At 60.4% G+C, this 21847-nt stretch carries 18 protein-coding genes and 1 pseudogene; 7 read left to right on the top strand and 12 right to left on the bottom strand.

The features are described from left to right. Window positions 1–196: 196 nt before the first annotated feature. Window positions 197–1009: a DUF3108 domain-containing protein gene (locus OZ411_RS12050; RefSeq protein WP_165421049.1), complete on the bottom strand. Its 813-nt coding sequence runs from the start codon at window positions 1007–1009 to the stop codon at window positions 197–199. Between the two features lie 534 nt (window positions 1010–1543). Between OZ411_RS12050 and OZ411_RS12045 the strand changes: the two genes are divergently transcribed. The 4 genes from OZ411_RS12045 (at window position 1544) to OZ411_RS12030 (ending at window position 6307) form a co-directional block, all read left to right on the top strand. Continuing rightward, window positions 1544–1990, top strand: a complete 447-nt coding sequence (locus OZ411_RS12045) for a (2Fe-2S)-binding protein (RefSeq protein ID WP_282528112.1) — start codon at window positions 1544–1546, stop codon at window positions 1988–1990. After that, window positions 1990–4176, top strand: a complete 2187-nt coding sequence (locus OZ411_RS12040) for a xanthine dehydrogenase family protein molybdopterin-binding subunit (protein WP_282528111.1) — start codon at window positions 1990–1992, stop codon at window positions 4174–4176. The genes OZ411_RS12045 and OZ411_RS12040 overlap by 1 nt, the downstream gene beginning before the upstream one ends. 345 nt (window positions 4177–4521) lie before the next feature. Further along, entirely contained in the window at window positions 4522–5271 is a 750-nt protein-coding gene (locus OZ411_RS12035) for a tetratricopeptide repeat protein (RefSeq protein WP_282528110.1), read from the top strand. Window positions 5272–5713: 442 nt separating this feature from the next. After that, complete coding sequence (locus OZ411_RS12030) at window positions 5714–6307, top strand: TetR/AcrR family transcriptional regulator (protein ID WP_282528109.1); 594 nt, start codon at window positions 5714–5716, stop codon at window positions 6305–6307. A gap of 99 nt (window positions 6308–6406) precedes the next feature. Here OZ411_RS12030 and OZ411_RS12025 read toward each other — a convergent pair whose 3' ends face one another. After that, window positions 6407–6835, bottom strand: a complete 429-nt coding sequence (locus OZ411_RS12025) for a DUF2147 domain-containing protein (RefSeq protein WP_282528108.1) — start codon at window positions 6833–6835, stop codon at window positions 6407–6409. 315 nt (window positions 6836–7150) lie between these two features. On the opposite strand from OZ411_RS12025, the gene OZ411_RS12020 reads away from it, so the two are divergent. Together OZ411_RS12020 and OZ411_RS12015 are read left to right on the top strand one after the other, a co-directional pair. Then, window positions 7151–8077, top strand: coding sequence for an SDR family oxidoreductase (locus OZ411_RS12020; protein WP_282528107.1), 927 nt, complete (start codon window positions 7151–7153; stop codon window positions 8075–8077). Continuing rightward, a complete protein-coding gene (locus tag OZ411_RS12015; protein WP_282528106.1) occupies window positions 8074–8292 on the top strand; it encodes a hypothetical protein in 219 nt (72 codons plus the stop codon). The genes OZ411_RS12020 and OZ411_RS12015 overlap by 4 nt, the downstream gene beginning before the upstream one ends. A gap of 135 nt (window positions 8293–8427) precedes the next feature. Here OZ411_RS12015 and OZ411_RS12010 read toward each other — a convergent pair whose 3' ends face one another. After that, window positions 8428–9051, bottom strand: a complete 624-nt coding sequence (locus tag OZ411_RS12010; protein ID WP_282528105.1) for a TetR/AcrR family transcriptional regulator — start codon at window positions 9049–9051, stop codon at window positions 8428–8430. 146 nt (window positions 9052–9197) lie between these two features. On the opposite strand from OZ411_RS12010, the pseudogene OZ411_RS12005 reads away from it, so the two are divergent. Then, a pseudogene (locus OZ411_RS12005) lies at window positions 9198–9308 on the top strand (transposase); the annotation flags it as partial. A gap of 70 nt (window positions 9309–9378) precedes the next feature. Here the strand turns inward: OZ411_RS12005 and OZ411_RS12000 are convergent. The 9 genes from OZ411_RS12000 to OZ411_RS11960 all read right to left on the bottom strand — a co-directional run bounded on the left by OZ411_RS12000 (window position 9379) and on the right by OZ411_RS11960 (window position 21704). Continuing rightward, a complete protein-coding gene (locus OZ411_RS12000) occupies window positions 9379–12102 on the bottom strand; it encodes a glucosidase (protein WP_282528104.1) in 2724 nt (907 codons plus the stop codon). Window position 12103: 1 nt separating this feature from the next. Continuing rightward, window positions 12104–14170 carry a transketolase gene (gene tkt, locus OZ411_RS11995; protein WP_282528103.1) on the bottom strand — a complete coding sequence of 689 codons (2067 nt, stop codon included), beginning with the start codon at window positions 14168–14170 and terminating at the stop codon, window positions 12104–12106. Between the two features lie 145 nt (window positions 14171–14315). Next, on the bottom strand, window positions 14316–15689 hold the full coding sequence (gene zwf / locus OZ411_RS11990; RefSeq protein ID WP_282528102.1) for a glucose-6-phosphate dehydrogenase: 1374 nt from the start codon (window positions 15687–15689) through the stop codon (window positions 14316–14318). Window positions 15690–15691: 2 nt separating this feature from the next. Next, window positions 15692–16723, bottom strand: a complete 1032-nt coding sequence (gnd, locus tag OZ411_RS11985) for a phosphogluconate dehydrogenase (NAD(+)-dependent, decarboxylating) (protein ID WP_282528101.1) — start codon at window positions 16721–16723, stop codon at window positions 15692–15694. 95 nt (window positions 16724–16818) lie between these two features. After that, window positions 16819–18453, bottom strand: a complete 1635-nt coding sequence (gene pgi, locus OZ411_RS11980; RefSeq protein ID WP_282528100.1) for a glucose-6-phosphate isomerase — start codon at window positions 18451–18453, stop codon at window positions 16819–16821. Window positions 18454–18465: 12 nt separating this feature from the next. After that, complete coding sequence (locus tag OZ411_RS11975) at window positions 18466–19173, bottom strand: ROK family protein (RefSeq protein WP_130578062.1); 708 nt, start codon at window positions 19171–19173, stop codon at window positions 18466–18468. A gap of 27 nt (window positions 19174–19200) precedes the next feature. Then, a complete protein-coding gene (gene tal, locus OZ411_RS11970) occupies window positions 19201–20286 on the bottom strand; it encodes a transaldolase (protein WP_282528099.1) in 1086 nt (361 codons plus the stop codon). Between the two features lie 4 nt (window positions 20287–20290). Further along, entirely contained in the window at window positions 20291–20980 is a 690-nt protein-coding gene (locus OZ411_RS11965; RefSeq protein WP_282528098.1) for an HAD family hydrolase, read from the bottom strand. A 103-nt stretch (window positions 20981–21083) separates the two neighbouring features. Then, window positions 21084–21704: a histidine phosphatase family protein gene (locus tag OZ411_RS11960; RefSeq protein WP_282528097.1), complete on the bottom strand. Its 621-nt coding sequence runs from the start codon at window positions 21702–21704 to the stop codon at window positions 21084–21086. Window positions 21705–21847: the final 143 nt, after the last annotated feature.

The raw sequence follows: 21847 nt of genomic DNA, 5'->3' as shown, positions 1-21847 counted from the left end.
GTCCGCACCCTTCGAGCATCAGCGCCGGAAGGAGATCATTCCCGCGCCTGTAGCCGGCACGATGGGAAAGATTTTCCGGCCGGCCTGAGCGCTCTCCCATGATGTCGCTTGCGGCGGGAAGGCGTTTAACCTCCTTCGGAAGTCGATGAATCGAGTCGAAACTGGGACTGCTTCACTGGCGCGTGCCGACGGGCAGTTATTGCGTCTTGTGTTCCTCGAGCTTTATGACTCCGGTACCCAATGGCATGGGTACGGTCGCCGAGACTAACATGACCATTGAGGTGCCCCTCACCGGAGCCAGGCGAACTTCGATACCCTGGTTGGCGACCATGAATTTTGTCATCGACGAATTTGGGTCGTGACCCGCGAGAGGGACGAACCGCGCGGAGCATACGGCCGCGGGACCGGAATAGCCTCGGGTCTTGAGTTGCTCCGTCCTGAGGTAAGAGAGGGTTATATCCGCCCGGAAAACACCGTTGAACACGCGCAAGGTTCGGTTGCAGGAGGAGGGGCCCACTCCATCGTCACCGGGCGGAACAGTCAGTATGAGTGCGCTAACGGGATCGACCACATTTTGCTTGTATTCTTCCTTCAAAGGAACCAGTGCCGCGCTATCTTCGATCGGTGGATCAATCTCGGTGGTTTGCGCGTTGCCGCCCTTGAGCGACACCCGTATGCTTTGCGCTCTGCCGGTCCCGACTTGGCTGGTCGTGAAGTGCGAGGGAAGAAGGGCTCCTTCGCGGACAAGCCCATTCGCCTTCATGTTGATCTTATACGACATAGCGACTCTCGCGGCGCCCGTTAGCTGGGCATCAAGGTCAGCTTGGTAGGATGACGCGCCAATGTCGTTCGCCGTCTTAACCTCGCCGACCCGAACCCCCAGATAAGCCAGCGAATACCGCGCATAGACCGTCGCAGCCATGGCCGATTGAGGGATTGGCCCTGATACCGCAACGGCCATAAGCGCCGCGATCGTTCGCCTGGCTGGTTTCCCTGCCCAATCGATCATTGTTCGACCTCTTTCTGCGAGCGCGCCAGCGCCGCGTAGTAACTTGGTTCCTTGCCTCGGCCTTGCATTCAAAGTTCGTTCCGGTCGAAGGAGGCTGCCATCCGGATTCAACTTTGTCCGATCTGAGGCGCAAATAGCGCTAAGCCGGGCGCCACCAAGTTCCGAGAGTGGAGGTGTTGTGAATTCGCCTCGGCACGGCGGCAAGTTGGTGACCCGCGTCGCTCTCACAGCCGCGGGGGTCGACTGATCCACGATGGGCTCGAAGCAATCGCATGGCATTCCCCCGGAACAATAGACGGAATGATCGATCTATTATCGAGGACGAATTTTAGCGTCAAGAGAATTAGACCGGTCGCTCTATTTAAGGGGGCTGAGTCCAACTCGAAAGAGACTAAAGATATTGTGTACGCGCCAAATGGCCGCATAAAAGCTCAACCTCTGGGCTTGTTGTTGCACTGAGTGCGATATACATTTTGCACTTGGTGCAATTATTTAGCCGCTCCGCCGCGGGCCGGGGCGGAGGCAAGGAGCGCGGTGATGAAGCTCAACGTCAATGGAAACGACCGGAACTTCGACGGCGATGTCCGCATGCCGTTGCTCTGGGCCATCCGCGATCATCTCGGGTTGACCGGGACGAAGTACGGTTGCGGCGTCGCCCAATGCGGAGCCTGTACGGTTCATGCGGACGGGCAGGCTCTGCGTTCGTGCTCGATTTCCGTAGCCGACGCGCAAGGCATGAGGATCAGGACGATCGAGGGATTGGGTGCAGACCATCGCCTGCTTGCCGCTTGGGTCAAGCACGACGTTCCGCAATGCGGCTACTGCCAGTCCGGCCAGATCATGCAAGCCGCCGCGCTGCTTGAAGCGATCCCTAAGCCCACCGACGCCGACATCGATGGTGCCATGAGTGGAAACATCTGCCGATGTGGGACCTATCAGCGCATCAGAGCGGCGATCAAGGATGCGGCAGGAGTCGCGTGATGTCCGAACGTAAATCCGAAGAACGGTCGTCGCGATCGCCCGTGCTCACCCGCCGGCGTCTGGTCTTGGGCGGCAGCCTGCTGGGCGGGGCGCTAGTGGTCGGTTACACGGCAAGAAACATAGGAGCCGTCGCGTCTGGCGCGCTGAGCATCGGCGCGCAAAGCCCGGATCCAAGCGCGTTCGGGCCGTTCATCAAGATCGACGAAGCGGGCTGGGTTACCGTCGTCAACAAGCATCAGGAGATGGGGCAGGGCACCCACGCGGGGCTCGCGGCAATCGTCGCGGAAGAGCTTGACGCGGATTGGGAAAAAGTCAGGCTCGAGTCGTCCCCCGCAAATGCCGCCATCTACAAGAACACGGTGATGGGAATCCAGGCTACCGCGGGCTCGAGCGCCATCGCAGGCTCGTGGGACCAGCTTCGCCACGCCGGTGCCGCCGCGCGCGCGATGTTCGTGCAGGCTGCTGCCGGAAAGTGGGGCGTACCCGTCGCCTCGATCAACGTACGAAGCGGCGTCGTGCATCACGGCGGTTCGGACCGTCGGGAAACTTTCGTTGAGTTGCTCGCTGACGCGGCGAAGGTCACGCCGCCGGCGAATCCGACGCTCAAGGATCCCAAGGACTACAAATTGATCGGAACGGATCTTGTGCGCCGCAAGGATAGCCTATCCAAGAGCAACGGTACTGCGCGTTACACGCAGGATGTCCAGCTTCCGCGTATGCTCACGGCAATGGTCGCCCACCCTCCCCGTTTCGGAGGCAAGCTCGCCAGCTTCGACGCCGGCGCGGCCCGAAGAATACCCGGCGTGGTGGACGTGTTCGAGATCGCGAGTGGCGTGGCGGTGGTTGCGGAAGACACCTGGTCCGCGCGCCGCGGGCGCGACGCGCTCAAGATCACCTGGGACGACGCAAAGGCCGAGACGCGTTCGTCGGACGAACTGCGGGCTCTCTACCACGATATCGCCAACGGCAAAACCGATGTGACGGGCGCGGCGTTCCAGACCGTCGGCAATGTCGAGCGGGCCTTCGATGGAGAACTTTTCGAAACGTCGTTCGACTTCCCGTATCTCGCACATGCTCCAATGGAGCCGATGAACTGCGTCGCCCGGGTCGACGGACACAAGGTGAAGCTGACATTCGCGTCGCAGGTGCAGACCATGGACCAGATCAATGCCGCGCTGACGGCGATCTCGCTGCCCGGCATGGTCGAGATCGAAACGCTGCCGGCGGGCGGATCGTTTGGACGTCGGGGCATCATGACGTCCGACTACGTTGTCGAATGCGTCAACATTGCCCGTCACGTGGGCGGCGGCAGGCCGGTCAAGCTCGTCTGGACGCGAGAAGACGACATGACCGCAGGATACTACCGGCCGATGGTTCACCACAGGATTTCCATCAAGTGCGGCGACGCCGGCCTTCCGGCTGCCTGGCGCCATCACACCGTGGCGCAGGCGCTGATTCCGTTCGGTGCCAACGAACTCGCTGTCGAGGGCATCAAGAATTCGCCGTACCTCGCGGTCGCGGCCGTGGTCGATGGCAAGGTTTTCACGCCGAAGCTCGCCGTGCCTCCGGCATTCTGGCGCTCGGTCGGCAACTCTCACACGGCCATGGTCATCGAACATACAGTCGACCAGCTCGCGCGTCGGGCCAAGCGCGATCCGGCCGAGTACCGCCGCGCAATCTACGCAAAGGCAGGCGATGTCCGTCGGCTCGCCGTATTGGAGCTCGTCTGCAAGAAGGCAGGTTGGGCCGGTCCGATCGAAGCCGGGTGGGCACGCGGGCTCGCCGTTCACGAATGCTTCGGTACCGTCGTCGCCCAGGTGGCTGAAGTATCCATGCGCGGAGGAATCCCGAAAGTGCGCCGCGTGGTCTGCGCGGTTGATTGCGGCGTCGCCGTAGCTCCGAACCAGATTGCCGCGCAGATGGAGGGTGGGGTCTGCTTCGGACTGAGCGCCGCGCTCTACGGCCGCATAACGCTTGATCGCGGCGTTCCGCAGGAAACGAACTTCGACGGTTACAGGGTTCTTCGCATGGACGAGGCCCCCTCCGTCGAAACCTACATCGTGCCTTCGCGGGAGAACCCGACGGGTGCAGGCGAACCCGGTGTGCCGTTGATCGCTCCCGCCGTGGCCAACGCGATTCTGAGCCTCACCGGAAGGGCGACGACCAGTCTTCCGTTCGTCGCGTGATCTTTGGCGCGAAATCGTCCATCAGCAATACCTTTGAACCGAACGTCTGCCTCGAACCGCTTCGTCGAGAGCCACACATCTCGCACGATTTCCTCTCATTTATCGAAGGAGAGTTGCCATGAAGTTCGACCGTCGGAGTCTCATTCGTTGCCTTGCGGCGGCTGTCCTCAATCTTCAGTCGATCGCAGTTGCGCACGGGGAATCGTCAGCGACCCGCGGGGACCATCAGTCGGTTTCCCTCGAATCGGAGGGCGACATCCGCGGGGTCCTGGTGACGATGGTGCGCTCGTGACGGCCGGTCGTCTTCAGCGGGGCCACCTCCGGGGTACGTTGCGGACCGGCTTGGTGGCCGCTGCGGACCACATCGAAGCACAGACGAACCTCGGCCCGATGAAGACAGCTTCGATCGACTTGGCGCTTACCCTGCTGGATGCCGATAGCGTCTCCGGCAAGTTGGATGATCTAAAGAATAGATTTCCCATTGTCGTGACCCTCCTCGAGAGGCACGGGGCACCCTTGCCGACGTTGCGTCAGTTCGGATCGATGTGCCGTAGGGCAGAGAACTACGAACTAGCCATGGAGGCGTTCGTCGCGGCCCTTTCCCTGGCGCCGACCGACGTCCGGCTGTGGCGCGACCTTTCGAGCATCTACGAATGCCTCTCCCGCGACGAGCTGGCCGAGACCTGCCTGCGCAAAGCGTTGGAGCTGGAGATCGTCCACGCCGACACCTGGCTCCGACTGGCGATTCTCACCGGCAGGAGAGGCGATGCCGAAGAGTCGGAAAAAGCTTTCCTCTCTGCGCTCGCTCTCGATCCGAGCCTTGCGGAAGCCAGCTTCGGCTTGGGCGCGCTCTATCTGAAGGTTGGTCGCTACGAAGACGCGGCCGAGCACTTCCGCAACGGAATCGAGCACGGGGACGCGAGCGGATACGTCGGCCTGGGGCGTGCCACCTACATGCTCGCGGAATTTACGAAATGCGCCGAAGCCTTCGAGAAGGCGGCGGCATTCGGTCCGCTCGACGCGGACGACTTCCGACAATACGCCCGGGCGCGGAGCTATGCCGCGTTCTCGTCGGCGATGCCGAGCAAGCCGTGACCGCCTGTACGACCTTGGCAGGCGTCGTCGTGGAACGAATCGAGGATACTAACACTGCGAGCCACCGCGAACCCGGATGCAACGGCCGCCCAAATCGCCGGGGCTGCCGAGCGCTCAAAAGCCTCGCCGGCGTCTTGAGATACTGATTGCGTCCGCTGCAAAGCAGCGCTGTGAACTCCAGTGGATTGACGTTCGGCGAGAAGGCGAATTTGCCCGGACTCCCGCACTCGCTTCGCAAGGCCGTACATACAGACTCTGCTATTGTCCGCGGCTTGCTCTTCGCATCCTGACGGCCTATCCCAGCAGCGAAGACCGGCCGTTGTCTGAAGAAGGAAACCATGCGCTCTTGACCTTACTGGACAGAGAATCGCACTATGCGCAAGAATCCATTATTGCACTCGATGAAGGTCACCAAGGGCTGAAATTCATGCGAAAATAGGTCATGAAGAACACATCTCCGAAGGAAGAGGGGGTTCGCGAACGCAAAAGGCGCGAAACCCTGCAACGCATAGCCGAAACGGGTCTGCAACTGTTTGTGAAGCACGGCTACGACGCGACCACTCTCGAGACAATCGCGGAAGCTTCGGGAATTTCGCGAAGGACCTTCTTCTACTACTTCAAGTCCAAGGAGGAGATTGTGCTCGCTTGGCAGCGGGGACTGGCGGAGGCGCTCAGGAGCGTGGTTTTGGAACAGTCCACCAAGCAGCCCCCGCTTGAAGCAGTGAAGAATGCTCTATTGAAACTCACGGCGCGTTATCACTCCGACAAGAGCATCATGATCGACAAGCTGATGCGCTCGAACGAAGCATTGGCGGCCCGGACCCACGCCAAATATGTCGAGAGCGAGCAGGCCGTATTCGAGGCGCTCTGCATTATGTGGCCGGAACCGAAGCGACGGAAGGCGTTGCGCGCGGTTGCCATGATGTCGATCGGCGCGATGCGTCTGGCGCTCGACGCGTGGGGCGCCGAGGAGGGAAAACGCCCTCTCTCGGCCTATCTCCGCGATTCGTTCGCGAACTTGAAGGCCGAGCTCTAAGCTTCCGCGCTGAGAGGTCGGCTCTTCCGATGATGCTATTCCGAGCCCGAGGCGGGAATGCCGCCAGGTACCGGGATCTTTCGTCGTCCGGCGCCGCTGTCAGGATTTCGAGCCCGACGCCGCCGACGCCCTTCTGAAAACGACAGTTCTGCCGAGAAGCGAAACTCCCACGTAGCCGCGCAGCCGGAGTTCGCCTTCGGCGACTTCCGCGTCGCAGTTGTAACTTTGTCCCGAACGGCCGTCATACAGCGTACCTCCGGTATACTTCCCGTCCTTCCGCGTAAGTCCCTTGATCAACACAATTCCCTTCAGAGATCTCGACCGTAGCGACGGATCGGGATTGTGGGCGTCGAGCTTGAACGTCTTGCCGTCGGCCTCGACGACTTTGTCGCCCCAGAGCAGGCGCGCATTGTATTCTGGGCCGGCATTGAACATGTCGATTTTGAGGCTGTCGGTTTCCCATATGCCGACGATATCATCGGGCTTCTTGCTTTGGGCCAAGGCACCGGTGGTGCCTGCGATGAGCATGGAGACGATTCCGGCTGCGGCTAACGCTTTCCAACGCGGCATTGCAGATCCTTTCGAAAAACTCGCACTGAGTGTAGTTAACGTATTACACTAAGTGTAATTATTCAAGCGCCACCAGGGGTGAGCAGTTGCGTGGCCGCTCTCTGAATATTAAATAGATCGAATGATCGATCTAATATAAGCGACGAATGGACGAATCGGGTGCTGGGTTGCTCGCTGTGTTGAGAAGGCCCCGAAGGCCGGTGCGGCGGTGGTCGCGTCGTTGACGCAGCGAACGCAATGAGCCTTCGGGCGTCGAGATCCAAAGGAATCGATATGGCAAAGTGGACTACGGCCGACATGCCATCGCTGCACGGCCGATCCGTCGTCGTAACCGGCACGGGAGGGCTCGGCTTCGAAGACGCTCTGGCGCTTGCTCGCGCCGGTGCGGAGGTCATCGTGGCCGGGCGCAACCCTGCCAAGGGTGCGGAGGCATTGGCCCGCATCCGCGAGGCAGTGCCGCAGGCGAATGCTGGCTTCGAGGAGCTGGACCTTGCGAATCTGACTTCGATCGCCGCCTTTAGCGAGCGGCTGCGCGGCACGCGCGCCAGCCTCGACGTGCTCATCAACAACGCCGGGGTGATGGTCCCGCCGGTTCGGCGCGTGACCTCGGACGGGTTCGAGCTTCAATTCGGGACCAACTATCTCGGCCACTTCGCGCTCACGGCCGGACTGATGCCGTTGCTTCGCAAGGGCCGCGACCCGCGCGTGGTGACGATATCCAGTGTCGCGGCGCGCAATGGCAAGATCGACTTCGACAACCTCCAGGGGGAGCGCGATTACAAGCCGATGGCGATCTACAGCCAGTCGAAGCTGGCCGACTTGATGTTCGCGCTTGAGCTTCAGCGCCGCAGTGATCGCGGCCGCTGGGGTGTCGCCAGCCTCGCGGCCCATCCCGGCGTCTCGCGCACCGATTTGCTGCCCAATGGTGCCGGGCGAAGCAGCATCTTCGGTCTTACGCGGCGGCTTTTCTGGTTTATGTTCCAGCCGGCTGCGCAAGGCGCGCTGCCGACCCTCTTCGCCGCCACCTCGCCCGACGCGCGTCCCGGCACGTACTATGGGCCCGACAAGATGAACGAGATGCGTGGACACCCGGCGGAGGCGAAGCTGCCGCCCCAGGCCAAGGACGCCGAAGTCGCCTTCCGCCTGTGGGAAGTCTCCGAACGGCTCTGCCGCGTCCAGTTCGGGTGGGCCGCGCCATGAGCAAAATGCGTTCCCGCCTCGCTCTAGGCGGCGCGATCCTGACGGCTGGGCTCGCCGGCTGCGGCGAGCGACTTGTCGGCGTCAGTCCGTCATTGTCACCGGTGCAGCGTGACGAGGTGCAACGCCAAGCGATCCGGCCGCCGGTCGAGCGTGACGCGGACTTCGAGACGGTCGCTGTCGATCCGTTCGATGAAGCGGTGTCCCGACGATCGTGAGCGAACTCGCAACCTTCGTGCCGCACCCCGCAAGTCCAATAGGTCACTGATCGGTGTTCGCCGAATCAGCCTTTGCTGGAATGGGGGGCAAGACCTTTTTTGCGGGTACGTCGTGGCGTACCAGTCTCGGCCCGATCATGGACGCGAGCGGGAAGGTGGTGTTGATTTCGTTGCCTTTTGCGTCGGTGAACGGAGAAGTCCCGTCAATATCGACTTGAATGTGTCTTGAACCTTTTTAACGTCGGATCGCGACGCGCGAAGGGTCATCGCTTTCGCTGCGTCAACAAGGCCGATTACCGCCGTCGCCCCAGCCTCCGGATCCAATTTGGGATCGATTTCGCCTCGCCTTTGTCCGTGACGTAGGACTTCCGCCATCACGCCACGCCTGCTTAGGTCGTATGTCCGCAATATCTTCGCCATTTCGGGGTTGCGCGCACTCTCGGCGAAGACTTCGAACATAAGCGCGAGTTTGGCCGGCTGGCTCCCTTTCGCCTGCATGTCCATTTCGGAAAGAATCGCATTGATTACCGAGCGATCTCCGCCAACTGCTGCTCTAAAGCGTTCCGCTGCCGTCTGAAGGTATGCCTCTGACAGTGCTCCGATGATCGCTTCCTTGCTCTCGAAATAATGATAGAGGTGCCCAGGGCTGATCTTTGCTTCGGAGCATATTTGGGCCGTGGAGGCTCCCTTGAGTCCGCTCCGCAAAAAGCAGCGCATCGCCGCCGTCAAAATTTCCTGACGCTTATTTTCGTGCTTCACAGGGTCGAGTTTCCGCATAAGTGCCCTATAAGCCGAAGTAATCGCTGTTACAAACGAATTAGAGCGATCAGAACTATTGGAAGATCGAGCTGCTGCCCGGTTTGATGGACATCAGGATTGGGTGTTCATGAAGCCGGAGGTGGGCGATGAAGAGACGGAAGTTCAGTCGCGAGTTCAAGGTCGAAGCGGTCAAGCTGCTCAGGGAACGCGGGGTGTCGGTGGCGCAAGCCAGCCGCGACCTGGACGTTCACACGAATCAGCGAGGAGCAGTAGGGTTAACTGTCGTCTCGCATGCGTTCACGAATTTCCGCACGAGCGCCCGGCAACTTATGCTTCCTGACTCGCGGTCGATGCGGGTGATGACCAATTCGAAATATTGCGACCTCTGCGCGAGTCCCTATCATGTCGCAAACGCCGATTAGCCACCAGCGCGCCGGCGAGAGCGGTCCAGCCGGTCTGATGTGAGGCGCCAAGGCCCTCGCCGGTATCGCCATGAAAATACTCGTAGAAGAGCAATAAATCGCACCAAGTCCCGCCGCGCCGGAAGCGGGGATTCAATCCGAGCGCTGGTCGCTGGCCCTCTGCGTTCCGGAGGAACAGTCTGAGTAGTCGGCGCTCGAGTTCTTCGGCCACTTGCTCGAGGCTTGCCTGCCTGCCTGATCCTGTCGGCAGTTCAACGGTGAAGTCTTCCCCAAAGTTGGTATGCAGATGTCGTAGCGACTCGATTGCGAGAAAATTGAGCGGAAACCAGATCGGTCCGCGCCAGTTCGAATTGCCGCCGAACAGTCCGGTCCGAGATTCGCCCGGCTCATAGTCGAGACGAGCGACATGTCCGTCCATGTTGACGATGAGCGGATGTTCGCGGTGGTAACGCGACAGCGATCGCAGCCCGTAAGACGACAGAAACTCCGACTCATCGAGCATACGCGCGAGAATCCGCTTCATGCGCGACTTGCCCACCAGCGAGATCAGCCGAGGGCGTTCATTGGTCGGCGGCATGTGCAGGAATTCTGCAAGGTGCGGCTTGTTCTCGATGTACCAGCGCGTGCGCTGGCGAAACATCGGCAGTCGTTCCCACAGCGCCGCATCGAGCTCTACGGCCGCAAAGATTGGCAACAGTCCCACCATGGAACGCGCGCGCACCGTGAAAGTCGAGCCGTCGCGCTTGCGAAGCCGATCGTAGAAAAAGCCGTCTTGGTCGTCCCAGAGCCTGCTCATGGCGGCAGCGATGAGAGCGAAATGCTCGAAGAACTTTACCGCGACGTCCTCGTAGCTAGGCTGATGGTTGGCAAGCAGGAGTGCCATCTCCAGCATGTTGAGACAGAACTTGGCCATCCAGGCGGTGCCATCCGACTGCTCCAGTACATCGCCTTCGGGGAGCATCTGCGAGCGGTCGAACGGGCCGATGTTGTCGAGTCCTAGGAAGCCGCCCTCGAACACGTTGTCGCCACATGCGTCTTCTCGATTTACCCACCAGGTGAAGTTGATCAAGAGCTTTTGAAAAGCGCGAGCCAGAAAATCGAAATCGGTGCCGCCATCGATCCGGAACACCGCAAGCGTGGCCCACGCTTGAACTGGCGGATTCACGTCTCCGAAATTCCATTCATACGCCGGCAACTGGCCGTTCGGGTGCATGTACCATTCGCGCGCCAGCAGCAGCAGTTGATGCTTCGCTGCTGAGGGGTCGATGTGCGCCAGCACCACGCAATGGAAGGCGAGATCCCATGAGGCATACCATGGATATTCCCATTTGTCGGGCATGGCGATGATGTCGTGGTTGTTCAGATGGCGCCAGTCCGCGTTGCGACCGAACGTGCGTGCCTCGGGCGGACGTATGATGTCGCCGGCGAGCCAGCGCGCGACGTCGTAATGGTAGAACTGCTGGCTCCACAGCATTCCAGCGAACGCCTGCCGCATAACTGCGGCCTCATCCTCGCTCGCGCTATCAGGGGTCAGCGCTTTATAGTACTCGTCAGCTTCGCGGCTCCGGTCGGCATGGATCCGCTCGAAGTCTGCCCCGAGGTCCGCGGTCTGGCCCAGCCCATCACGTGCCAGGCGAAGCCTGAGCTCGACCGTTTCGCCGGCAGCGACGTTGAGGCGATACCAGCAGGCCATTTTTGTGCCCTGCCTCGCAGGATTTACTGTCGCGGCACCGTGGACGACGTGGTCGTTGATGCCGTCCTTTGGATAGGGCGTCTGCTCAGCAGTGACGCCATACAGGTACTTGGCATTGGTTTCGTTTTCACAGAACAGCAGCAGCGGCGGCCTTCCGGCCGGATCCGCCCCGGCAGTGAAGCGCCAGCGGCCCAGCAGTTCTTCTTCAGCGATCGCGCCGACGTTGCCGGTTTCAGCGGTCGCCCGGATGGTCGGCCGTGCGACACCTGCCTCCCATGACCAGCGGTTGCGGAACCACAGTGTCGGAAGCACGTGAAGCTCAGCCGGATCGGGTCCCGCGTTACGAACGCTGATGCGTATGCATACATCATGAGGTGATGCTTTGGCGTAATCCGCCGTGATCTGCCAGTAACGATCCCCTTCGAAAGCACCGGTATCCACGAGTTCAAATTCAGGCTCGTCCTTGTTGCGCCTTGCGTTCTCCTGCCGAAGCAACGCGTAGGGAAACTCCGCGTGCGGATAGTGGTAACGCCAACGAAGCCACGAGCTGGTCGGTGTTGCGTCGATGTACCACCAGTACTCTTTGGCATCTTCGCCGTGATTTCCCTCTGGACCACTGAGACCGAAGATACGTTCCTTGAGGAGGGGGTCACGTCCATTCCAAAAGGCTAGAGCAAAACACAGGCGCTGCGCTCGATCGCAAAGGCCGGCGAGACCGTCTTCGTTCCACCGATAGGCGCGCGAGCGCGCGTGTTCGTATGGGAAGTATTGCCAGGCTTGTCCATCCGCACTGTAGTCTTCACGCACCGTACCCCAAGCCCGCTCGCTGATGTAAGGCCCGATCGCTTTCCAGTCACCGGGAGTATCGGGCGACGAGTCGGCAAGCCTTGCATGCTCAGCCGAACGGAGTGGAACGGTGTGCCCGACATCGTCCATGCTATGCGGCTTTCGAGGGCTGCAACAGCTCCTTGACCGTCGCGATGACATGATCGACGGTGAACCCGAACTCCTGCTGCAAGGCCTTCAGTGGAGCGGAAGCGCCAAAAGTGTGCATGCCAACGACTCGGCCAGTCTGCCCGACGTACCGCTCCCAGCCGAACGTTGACGCCTGCTCGATTGCAACGCGGGCCGTGACCTCCGGCGGCAAAACGGCGTCGCGGTATTCCTGCGTCTCGCGTTCGAAGACATCCCAGGAAGGCATCGAGACCACGCGTGAGCGGATGCCATCCAAGCTAAGTCTCTCATGAGCGTCGGCCGCCAAACTCAACTCACTGCCGGTGGCAATCAGGATTATGTCTGGCTTGCCGTCAGGAGCGTCGGCAAGCACGTAGGCGCCTCGCGACGCCCCGGATGCCGATGCATATTTGCTGCGATCGAGGGTCGGTAACGGTTGACGAGACAGCGCCAACAAGGCTGGCCGATGACGAAGCTGCATGACGTAGCGATAGGCCTCCACCGCTTCGTTGGCATCACCCGGCCGGAACAGCGTCAGACCCGGCATTGCCCGCATTGAGGCGAGATGCTCGATCGGTTGATGCGTTGGGCCGTCTTCGCCATCGCCCATGGCATCATGGGTAAAAACAATGACCACCGGTAGCTCCATCAGCGCGGCCAGTCGTATCGCGGGCCGGGCGTAGTCGCTGAAAATCAGGAAGGTCGCGCCGAACGGCCGCAGTTTCGATAGTGCCAGACCGTTCAGGATTGCAGCCATCGCGTGTTCGCGGATGCCGAAATGCAAATTCTTGCCGCCCGGTGTGGCGGCCTGAACATCGCCTGCGCCTTCAAAGGTTAGCAGCGTCTTGGTCGATGGACCTAGATCGGCCGAACCGCCAATCAACCAGGGAACGTTCTGCGCTAGAACGTTCAGGACCTTTCCCGACGCCTCACGACCCGCGAGGCCCTTCGAATCGGCCGGGAATGACGGCAGGTTACGGTCCCAGCCTGCCGGAAGCTTGCGCTGTTGCATCTGGTCGATCTCGGTCGCCAGCGCGGCATACTTCGAGCGGTAATCAGCGAACAGACCTTGCCATTTGCGGTGCGCCTCGGCGCCTCGCACGCCGACGCCGGAGGCGAAGTGTTCGATAACGCCGTCAGGCACCAGGAAATTCGAGTCTTCGGGCCACCCATAGGCGCGCTTGGTGAGCTTGACTTCTTCAACACCGAGCGGCTCGCCATGCGCCGCGGCCGTATCGTGGCGGTGTGGCGAGCCGTATCCAATATGGCTGTCGAGTATCACCAGCGTCGGTCGGCCGCTCGTGTCGCGAAACGTTGCCAAGGCCTGTTCAATGCCCGCAATGTCGTTGGCGTCACCGACATGAAGGATATTCCAGCCATAACCGGTGAAACGGACGGCTACATCTTCGGTGAATGCCAGCCGCGTGCTGCCTTCTATCGTGATGTGGTTGTTGTCGTAGATCCAGCACAGATTGTCGAGGCCAAGGTGGCCGGCGAGCGACGCCGCTTCAGAGCCAACACCCTCCATCAGGCATCCGTCTCCGCACACGGCATAGATGTCGTAATCGAAGATAGCAAAATCCGGCTTGTTGTACCGCACAGCGAGCCAGCGCTGCGCGATTGCCATGCCGACGCTGGTCGCAATGCCTTGTCCGAGCGGGCCGCTGGTCGTCTCCACGCCGGATACCAGGTGGTATTCGGGATGCCCTGGCGCGTGACTCCCAATCTGGCGAAAGCGCCGGATATCGTCGAGGGTGACAGCAGGCCTGCCCAACGTTTCGTACTCGGCATTCACGGCCTGCGTGCCCGTAAGATAAAGCACCGACCACAGCAGCATCGACGCGTGGCCGTTCGACAGCACGAAGCGGTCGCGGCCGGGCCAGATCGGATCTTGCGGATCGAAGCGCATGACTCGGTTCCAGAGCGTATAGACAAGGGGCGCAAGCGCCATCGGCGTGCCGGGATGGCCGGAGTTGGCGGCCTGGACCGCGTCGATCGACAGTGTGCGGATGGTGTTGATCGCGAGCTGGTCGAGTTCGGCGTCGGTCATGGCTGATTTCCTCCCGCAGGCGTCGATTACAGGCCGCTTGTGCGCGGCCACCGGTGTGCGTGCTTCGTCAGCGATAGGCTGCCGCCCATCGAGCAACAGAAGCGGGATCGAGGAGCACTTCGATCTACATTCCTCACTCTCTGCGTTACGCTACCGTTGGGTTGTGCCAGCCGCCCGGTGGCGTGACATTCTTGTCCGCTTCATGAGGCCCCCAGCTTCCGGCTTGGTATTCGTGGACGGGGGTCACCTTCTTCAAGACCGGATCGACGATCCGCCATGCTTCTTCGACATAGTCCTGTCGTGCAAACAGCGTCCGGTCGCCGTTCATGGCGTCGCCGAGCACGCGTTCATATGCATCCATCTCTTCTGGGCCAGGGCGGCGGCTCGCCAACAATTCAACCGGCTCGCCGACCTCTCGATCACCCTCATCCATCACCATCGTGCCAAGAGCAATGGCCATGTCGGGATTGATGCGAAACCGCAAATAATTCGGTATCGCGGCGCAATGGGGAAAGATCGGCGGAGCCTCACGAAGGCGTACGATCACCTCCGTGCAAGTCACCGGAAGCGATTTTCCGGCACGGATGTAAAATGGCACTCCCTGCCAGCGCCAGGAGTCGATCTCCAGTCGCAGCGCGGCGAACGTCTCCACCTGCGAGTCCGGAGCAACGCCCGGCTCCTGCCGGTAGCCGTGAAACTGTCCGCGCACCAACTCCTTCTCAGCGATCGGTGGAATCGATCTCAGGACCTTGACCTTCTCGTCACGCAGCGATTCGCTGTCCGATCGGGCTGGCGGTTCCATCGCCAGATTGGCCAACACCTGAAACAGATGATTCTGGATCACGTCGCGAATTGTGCCGGTTTGATCGTAGAACGCACCACGACCCTGCACGCCGAAATTCTCCGCCATTGTGATCTGCACGCTGCTCACGAACTTGCGGTCCCAGAATGACTCCAGGAACGCGTTTGCGAAGCGAAAGAAGACCATGTTGTGAACAGGTCGTTTTCCGAGATAGTGGTCTATGCGGAAGATATGATCTTCGTCGAACCTGGCGAGCAGAATCTTGTTGAGGTTGCGTGCCGAGGCGAGATCATGCCCGAATGGCTTCTCCACAATGACACGCGCGCCGTTGGTGCAATCGGCAGTGTCGAGCCGCTCCACTACGGTTGCAAACAATGCCGGTGGGATCGCCAAATAATGTGCCGGCCGCTGCGCCGAGCCGAGCTGCCTGCGAAGGGCGTCGAACGTGGTCGGATCGGCATAGTCGCCATCTACGTAACGTAAAAGACCGGCTAGCTTGTCAAACGCAGCGGGGTCGAGGCCGCCGTGCTTTTCGAGGCTATCTCGTACTCGGGCCTTGAGCTGGTCGAGTGTCCAGCCGGCCTTTGCGACGCCGATGACGGGCACATCGAGGTGGCCCCGTTTCAGCATCGCTTGCAGCGACGGAAAGATCTTCTTGTAGGCGAGATCGCCGGTTGCGCCGAAAAACACCAATGCGTCGGATCTAGGTTCGCTCATGGCTATCTCGGTCTCTCATTGGCCGCCTTTTCCAAGTGTCCACCGAACTCGTAGCGCATCGCCGAAAGCAGCTTGTTCTGGAAGTCAGCCTCGCCGCGAGAACTGAAGCGCTCGTAAAGCGCCGTCGTCAGCACCGGGGCGGGGACTGCTTCGTCGATCGCTGCTGCGATGGTCCAGCGTCCTTCGCCGGAGTCAGATACGCGCCCTGCGAATTTGGAGAGCGCCGGATCTTCCAGCAACGCTGTTGCTGTCAAATCGAGAAGCCACGAGGCAATCACGCTGCCGCGCCGCCACACTTCTGTGATTTCGGGCAGCTTCAGGTCATATTGGTAGTGCTCGGGAACGCGAAGCGGTGTTGTTTCGGCATCCGTCGCGTGCGTCTGCTTACCAATGTTTGCCGCACGCAGGATACCGAGGCCCTCAGCATACGCCGCCATCAGCCCGTACTCGATACCGTTGTGGACCATCTTGACAAAATGACCGGCGCCGCTCTGCCCGCAGTGGAGATAGCCGTGCTCGGAGGTGCCGGCGGGAGCGCGCTCTCGTCCTGGCGTGCGCGGGATATCGCCGACACCGGGGGCGAGGGTCTTGAAGATGGGATCCAGCCGCTGCACTGCCTCGTCAGGACCGCCGATCATCATGCAGTAGCCGCGCTCGAGACCCCACACGCCGCCGCTGGTGCCGACGTCTACATAATTGATGCCGCTCCGCGCCAACTCCTTGGAACGCCTGATGTCATCGATGTAGTAGGAGTTGCCGCCGTCAATCAGAATGTCGCCGGCTTCGAGCAGCGGCAGCAGATCACCGATCGATCTATCCACGACTGCTGCCGGAACCATCAACCAGATCGCGCGCGGCTTTTCGAGCTTCTTTACGAAATCCGCCAGCGAAGAGCTGCCGGTCGCCTTGTCCTTCACCAGCTCCGCCACCGCATCAGGTGACATGTCGAAGACGACACATTGGTGGCCATGTCGGAGAAGTCTTCGCACCATATTGGCGCCCATTCGGCCAAGGCCGATCATTCCGAGCTGCATGGGTGGCTCCTCTGAAGGATGTTGCTGCTACGACGTGGTTTGCTCTCCGGTGCCCAGATTTCTCGGCGCCTCGAGATCGGTATTTATGGGTGCTCCTACCTGAACGTACGGTATCGTCTAATCAGGGCGTTGGTTGAACTGTCGTGGCCGAGCTTCGGTTCAATCTCGCTGGTGAGTTCCGGGATGATGCGCTGGGCCAAAACCTTGCCAAGCTCAACGCCCCACTGATCGAATGAATCGATGTTCCAGATCGTCCCCTGCGTGAAGACGCTGTGTTCGTAAAGTGCAACCAGCTTACCGAGTGCGGCGGGTGTCAGCCGTTCCAGCAGAATCGTGTTGGAGGGCCGGTTTCCTTCGAACACGCGATGTGGAACGAGCCAGTCGGGCGAACCCTCCGCCTTAACTTCGTCGGCCGTCTTGCCGAATGCGAGCGCTTCGCCCTGCGCAAAGACGTTCGCGATCAACATGTCATGTTGCTCCCCAACTTGGTTGAGTGTCTTCTGAAAGGCGATGAAGTCGCAGGGAATGAGGCGAGTGCCCTGATGGATGAGCTGATAGAACGAGTGCTGGCCGTTGGTTCCAGGCTCGCCCCAATAAATCGGACCGGTGTCATGCGCGACAGGATTGCCCTCGAGCGTGACGTGCTTTCCATTGCTCTCCATCGTCAATTGCTGGAGATAGGCCGGAAATCGTTTCAGGTATTGCTCGTACGGCAACACGGCAACCGTCTGCGCGCCGAAGAAATTATTGTACCAAATGGCAAGCAGCCCCATCAGCACGGGCAGGTTGCGCTCGAACGGCGCGGTGCGAAAATGCTCATCCATCTCATGGAAGCCGCCAAGCATAGCGCGAAAGTTGTCCGGGCCGATGGCAAGCATCGTCGAGAGTCCGATCGCTGAGTCCATGGAGTACCGTCCGCCGACCCAGTCCCAGAAGCCAAACATGTTAGCGGTGTCGATGCCGAAATTTGTCACTTCCTTTGCGTTGGTCGACACCGCGACGAAATGCTTCGCGACCGACTTCTCGTCACCCCCAAGTGCCGTGAGCGACCAATTGCGCGCGCTCCGGGCATTGGTCATGGTCTCTAGCGTTGTGAAGGTCTTGGAAGAGATAATGAACAGGGTCTCCGCCGGATCGAGATCGCGGGTCGCCTCCGCGAAATCGGTTCCGTCCACGTTGGAGACGAACCGGAACGTCATCGCGCGGTCGCTGTAGTGTTTGAGCGCCTCATAGGCCATCACGGGCCCGAGATCGGAGCCGCCGATGCCGATGTTGACGATGTTACAGACCGGCTTGCCGGTGTGGCCGTGCCACGCGCCGCGGCGTAGGCGATTGGAGAAGTCGGTCATGCGGTCGAGTACCGTATGGACCTGGGGTACAACGTCCTCGCCATCAACCAGGATCGATTGCCCTTTCGGCGCGCGCAGCGCTACGTGCAGAACGGCCCGCTTCTCGGAAGTATTGATCTTCTCGCCGCTGAACATCGCATCGATCCGCGCCCGCAGTCCCGACTGTTCGGCCAGTTGCAGCAGCAGATTCAGCGTTTCATCGGTTATGCGGTTCTTGGAGTAGTCGAGGTAGAGTCCTGCTGCCTCGCTCGTCAAACGGTCACCGCGTTTGGGGTCTTGAGCAAAAAGCTCGCGCAGATGTAAGCGGCCGACCTTCTGAAAATGTGCCGACAGAGCGTTCCAGGCGGGAAGTACAGTGACTGATTTCGTGGCTGTTGGCATTCATCGCTCCTGCTAACGCATCATGGCGGCTTGCGCAGCTTGCTTGCGCGAGCGAGCACTCTTCTCCGCCAGCGGGCCTTCCCACATCCGGAATCCGCCCTTGAACGCGTTCGCGTTATCCCCGTGCCGGCACGATGGCGGCAGTTGTTTCAGCTTCTTGGCGTTGCCGCCGCCCAGCACGACGTCATCGGGTTGGAGTGCCGCAACCAGGCATTCAACAACATCCTCGACGCGCTTTCGCCATGCCTTCTTCCCAAATTCTTCCAGCGCGCGAGCGCCAACATAATCCTCGTAGGTACGCTTCTTGTAGGGCAAATGGCCAAGCTCCATTGGCTGGACAATGCCGTCCACGATCATCGTCGAGCCAAGCCCCGTCCCGAGCCCTAGAAACAACATTTTGCCGCCCCGGTAGCTGCCGAGCGCCTGCATCGCGGCATCGTTGATGACTTTCGTCGGCAGTTTGAATGCTGCAGTGAAGTTGAAACCAATCCAGCCTTTTCCGAGGTTGTGAGGTTCGGTCACAGGCCGGTCATGCACTACGGGGCCCGGATAACCAATCGACACCACGTCATATTCCCAACCATCGGCCAGTTTCTTGACGCTCGATACCATCTGCCGTGCCGTCAGGGTCGGCCCGGAGTCAATTTCTCGTTTCTCTTTTTCGCCGGAGGCAAGGATCTTGACGTGGGTGCCGCCAACGTCGACGACCAGTATATTCATCGGGAGGACCTTAGTCTCGATTGCAACCTAGCTTGCCTTCTTGAGCACCTCGGTTTTGGCAGAGATAACCTCCAGCAGTTCGTTCCAGGATTTGACAAACGACTTGGCGCCCTCGTCCTGCAACGTTGCTGCTAACGCATCGACATCGATGCCGGCCTTTGCAAATTGCGACAGCACCTCTTCGGAGTCGCCGCCATCGGCCGCCAACATCTCTCCAACGTCTCCGTGGTCGGCGAGGGCCTTCACCGTGCTTTCCGGCATGGTGTTGACCGTGAGCGGCGCGGCCAGCGCCTTGATGTACAGGACGTCGGATGCCGCGGGATCCTTGGTTCCCGTGCTCGCCCATAGCAGGCGCTGTGGCCGCCCACCCTCGTTGTAAATACGCCGCGAGCGTGCTGAGCCGACCAACTCGCAGGCTGTCTTGTATGTTCGTTTCGCGATTGCGATACCGAGCTTGTTGTGTAAAGGCGCGGGAACCTTGTTGGCGACGGCGGCATCCCAGCGACTGACGAAGACGGATGCAACGGAGCCAACATTTGGATTCAGACCGGCTGCAATGCGCCGCTCGATGCCCCGCAGATATGCCTCGGCCGCGGCCCGGTAGTGCTCTCGGCTGAACAACAGGGTCACATTCACGGGCACGCCGGCGAAAATTGCCTCTTCGATGGCGGGCAGCCCTTCCCTGGTGCCGGGTATCTTGATGAAGAGGTTGGGGCGCTTCGCTTGTGCGTGCAACTCCCTGGCGGCTGCGATTGTGCTCGCCGTATCATGTGCAAGGAGTGGCGAGACCTCGAGCGAGACCCATCCGTCTACACCATTGGTGCGGTCCCAAATCGGGCGGAACAGGTCCGCTGCCTGCGCCAGGTCTTCGATTGCTAGTTCGAAGAACAGCGTCTCACCCGACTTTCCCTCGTTCAGCTTGCTGCGGATCGCAGAATCATAATGAGAGCTGTTCTTGATCGCGTGATCGAAGATTGTCGGGTTCGATGTGAGCCCCGACAGCGACAAGTCGGCAATGTAGCGCTTCAAAGTGCCGCTCGTTAGCAGGTCGCGCGTGATGTTGTCGAGCCAAACGCTCTGTCCGAGCTCGTGGAGCTTTTGCGTTGCCTTCATCGCTTCACCTCCGCACAGCTTCGAGTTGAGGGATTGCCGCAAGCAGGCGACCCAGATCACAGTCGAGCAGGTCTCCGATCCGGTCCACCGTCACGTCGGGTGTGAAGGAGGCGAGCGCCTTCGCATCATGCGCATATTGTCCCTGTCGAGGGAAAATAGTGGTGACGCGACTGCCCCAAGCTTCCTTGACCGCGGCGAGGATTCGCGGCTTGTCGTCCACCAGGACGTAGTGCAGTGCCGGATAGCGGGACGCGACATCGTCGAGCGCGAGTTCCTTATGGATGTAGATCAACACATGCGCGTTGACTGCCTCTGAAAGGCCGGAGCGCTCAACCTTACGCGGTTGAAAAACAACGTCGCCATCAGTGAGAAGGACGGTTGGGCCCCACTGACGCAGTCGTTCGAGCACATCAAGCGATCCCGGATACAGACGATTGGCGAACGGGTAATCGACCAGGAACGAAGACATGGACAACAGATGCATGTCCTGCGGGTGTTCGACACGGTATCGCTGCAGTGCACCGAGATAGTCTCGATACCCCAGTTCGACAAACAGGTCGTCGAGAATTGCCCAGTATCGGTCGCGACAGGCGGCACCGTACTGGCGCTCGAGGTGGGCCTTGATGTCAGCCTGGATGTGGTCGTTGTCGAGAAGCGTATTGTCGACATCGACCAGAAAGACGACCTGATTCATCGGTCTTACCTTTACGCAACTCTCTGCAATATGCTCAGCGTGCGCGCCTAACACGCACGGGGCATATTCAAGAGTATGTTACTCCGACTGGCGCTTCTAAACCTCAGTGTGCGAAGGCTGGTGCGAACCGACCTTCGACGTGCCGGGTGTCATTCCACAGCCGGATCGCTGGTTCTGACTGATCGTGTTCGTACCCAAGTATGCTCAGGCTTGCAGTGTCGAGCGTGAAGAACCGTCCGGCCCCCGCATCGAGGCCTAACCAGCGTGCGGTCAAAACTCGGAGAAAATGTCCGCTCGAAAACAATAACACGTTCCCTGGGACGTTGCGAACGCGCTCCACAATGCGATCGGCCCGGGCGCCGACTTGGTTCGGTGTTTCTCCTCCCGGACAGCCGTCGCGAAACAATTGCCAGCCAGGACGCTCTTCATGGATCTCCTTTGTGCGACGCCCCTCGTATTGGCCGTAGTTCCATTCCAGCAGATCGCGGTCGGGTTCCGCTTCGACGCCGAAGCCAGCCAACTCAGACGTCCGGACCGCTCGCTTCAGGGGGCTCGTGAACACTTTCGCGAAAGTGAAACCCAGCAACCGCGAGCCCAAACTCTGCGCATTGAGCTCGCCGCGCTCGGTGAGAGGCAAATCTGTGAGGCCGGTATGCTGGCCTGAGAGGCTCCACGCGGTCTCGCCATGCCTTGCAAGGCAAACGATCGGAAGGACGGCGCTCATGGTCTCGCCCCTTCAGCTTGGTCCTTCCGGCGCGTGCGGCGGAAAGAACTGAACTCGGAACACTTCGTACTAGGGCATCTCCGTATCAAGGCCCGTGCGCGCGCCCGCCCACTGGTAGCGCGACTTCTTCGGAGAAGCAACGA

The organism is Bradyrhizobium sp. Arg237L (genome assembly GCF_029990105.1).
Classification (GTDB): domain Bacteria; phylum Pseudomonadota; class Alphaproteobacteria; order Rhizobiales; family Xanthobacteraceae; genus Bradyrhizobium.
The sequence above is the reverse complement of the archived record's forward strand: the minus strand, read 5'-3'. Positions and strand labels throughout refer to the sequence as shown.

Bases quoted from the DNA above. Each gene is read 5' to 3' on its own strand.
- OZ411_RS12050 (WP_165421049.1), bottom strand. From the start codon at position 1,009: ATGATCGATTGGGCAGGGAAACCAGCCAGGCGAACGATCGCGGCGCTT.
- OZ411_RS12040 (WP_282528111.1), top strand. From the start codon at position 1,990: ATGTCCGAACGTAAATCCGAAGAACGGTCGTCGCGATCGCCCGTGCTC.
- OZ411_RS12030 (WP_282528109.1), top strand. From the start codon at position 5,714: ATGAAGAACACATCTCCGAAGGAAGAGGGGGTTCGCGAACGCAAAAGG.
- OZ411_RS12025 (WP_282528108.1), bottom strand. From the start codon at position 6,835: ATGCTCATCGCAGGCACCACCGGTGCCTTGGCCCAAAGCAAGAAGCCC.
- OZ411_RS12020 (WP_282528107.1), top strand. From the start codon at position 7,151: ATGGCAAAGTGGACTACGGCCGACATGCCATCGCTGCACGGCCGATCC.
- OZ411_RS12015 (WP_282528106.1), top strand. From the start codon at position 8,074: ATGAGCAAAATGCGTTCCCGCCTCGCTCTAGGCGGCGCGATCCTGACG.
- OZ411_RS12000 (WP_282528104.1), bottom strand. From the start codon at position 12,102: ATGGACGATGTCGGGCACACCGTTCCACTCCGTTCGGCTGAGCATGCA.
- tkt (WP_282528103.1), bottom strand. From the start codon at position 14,170: ATGACCGACGCCGAACTCGACCAGCTCGCGATCAACACCATCCGCACA.
- zwf (WP_282528102.1), bottom strand. From the start codon at position 15,689: ATGAGCGAACCTAGATCCGACGCATTGGTGTTTTTCGGCGCAACCGGC.
- gnd (WP_282528101.1), bottom strand. From the start codon at position 16,723: ATGCAGCTCGGAATGATCGGCCTTGGCCGAATGGGCGCCAATATGGTG.
- pgi (WP_282528100.1), bottom strand. From the start codon at position 18,453: ATGCCAACAGCCACGAAATCAGTCACTGTACTTCCCGCCTGGAACGCT.
- OZ411_RS11975 (WP_130578062.1), bottom strand. From the start codon at position 19,173: ATGAATATACTGGTCGTCGACGTTGGCGGCACCCACGTCAAGATCCTT.
- tal (WP_282528099.1), bottom strand. From the start codon at position 20,286: ATGAAGGCAACGCAAAAGCTCCACGAGCTCGGACAGAGCGTTTGGCTC.
- OZ411_RS11965 (WP_282528098.1), bottom strand. From the start codon at position 20,980: ATGAATCAGGTCGTCTTTCTGGTCGATGTCGACAATACGCTTCTCGAC.
- OZ411_RS11960 (WP_282528097.1), bottom strand. From the start codon at position 21,704: ATGAGCGCCGTCCTTCCGATCGTTTGCCTTGCAAGGCATGGCGAGACC.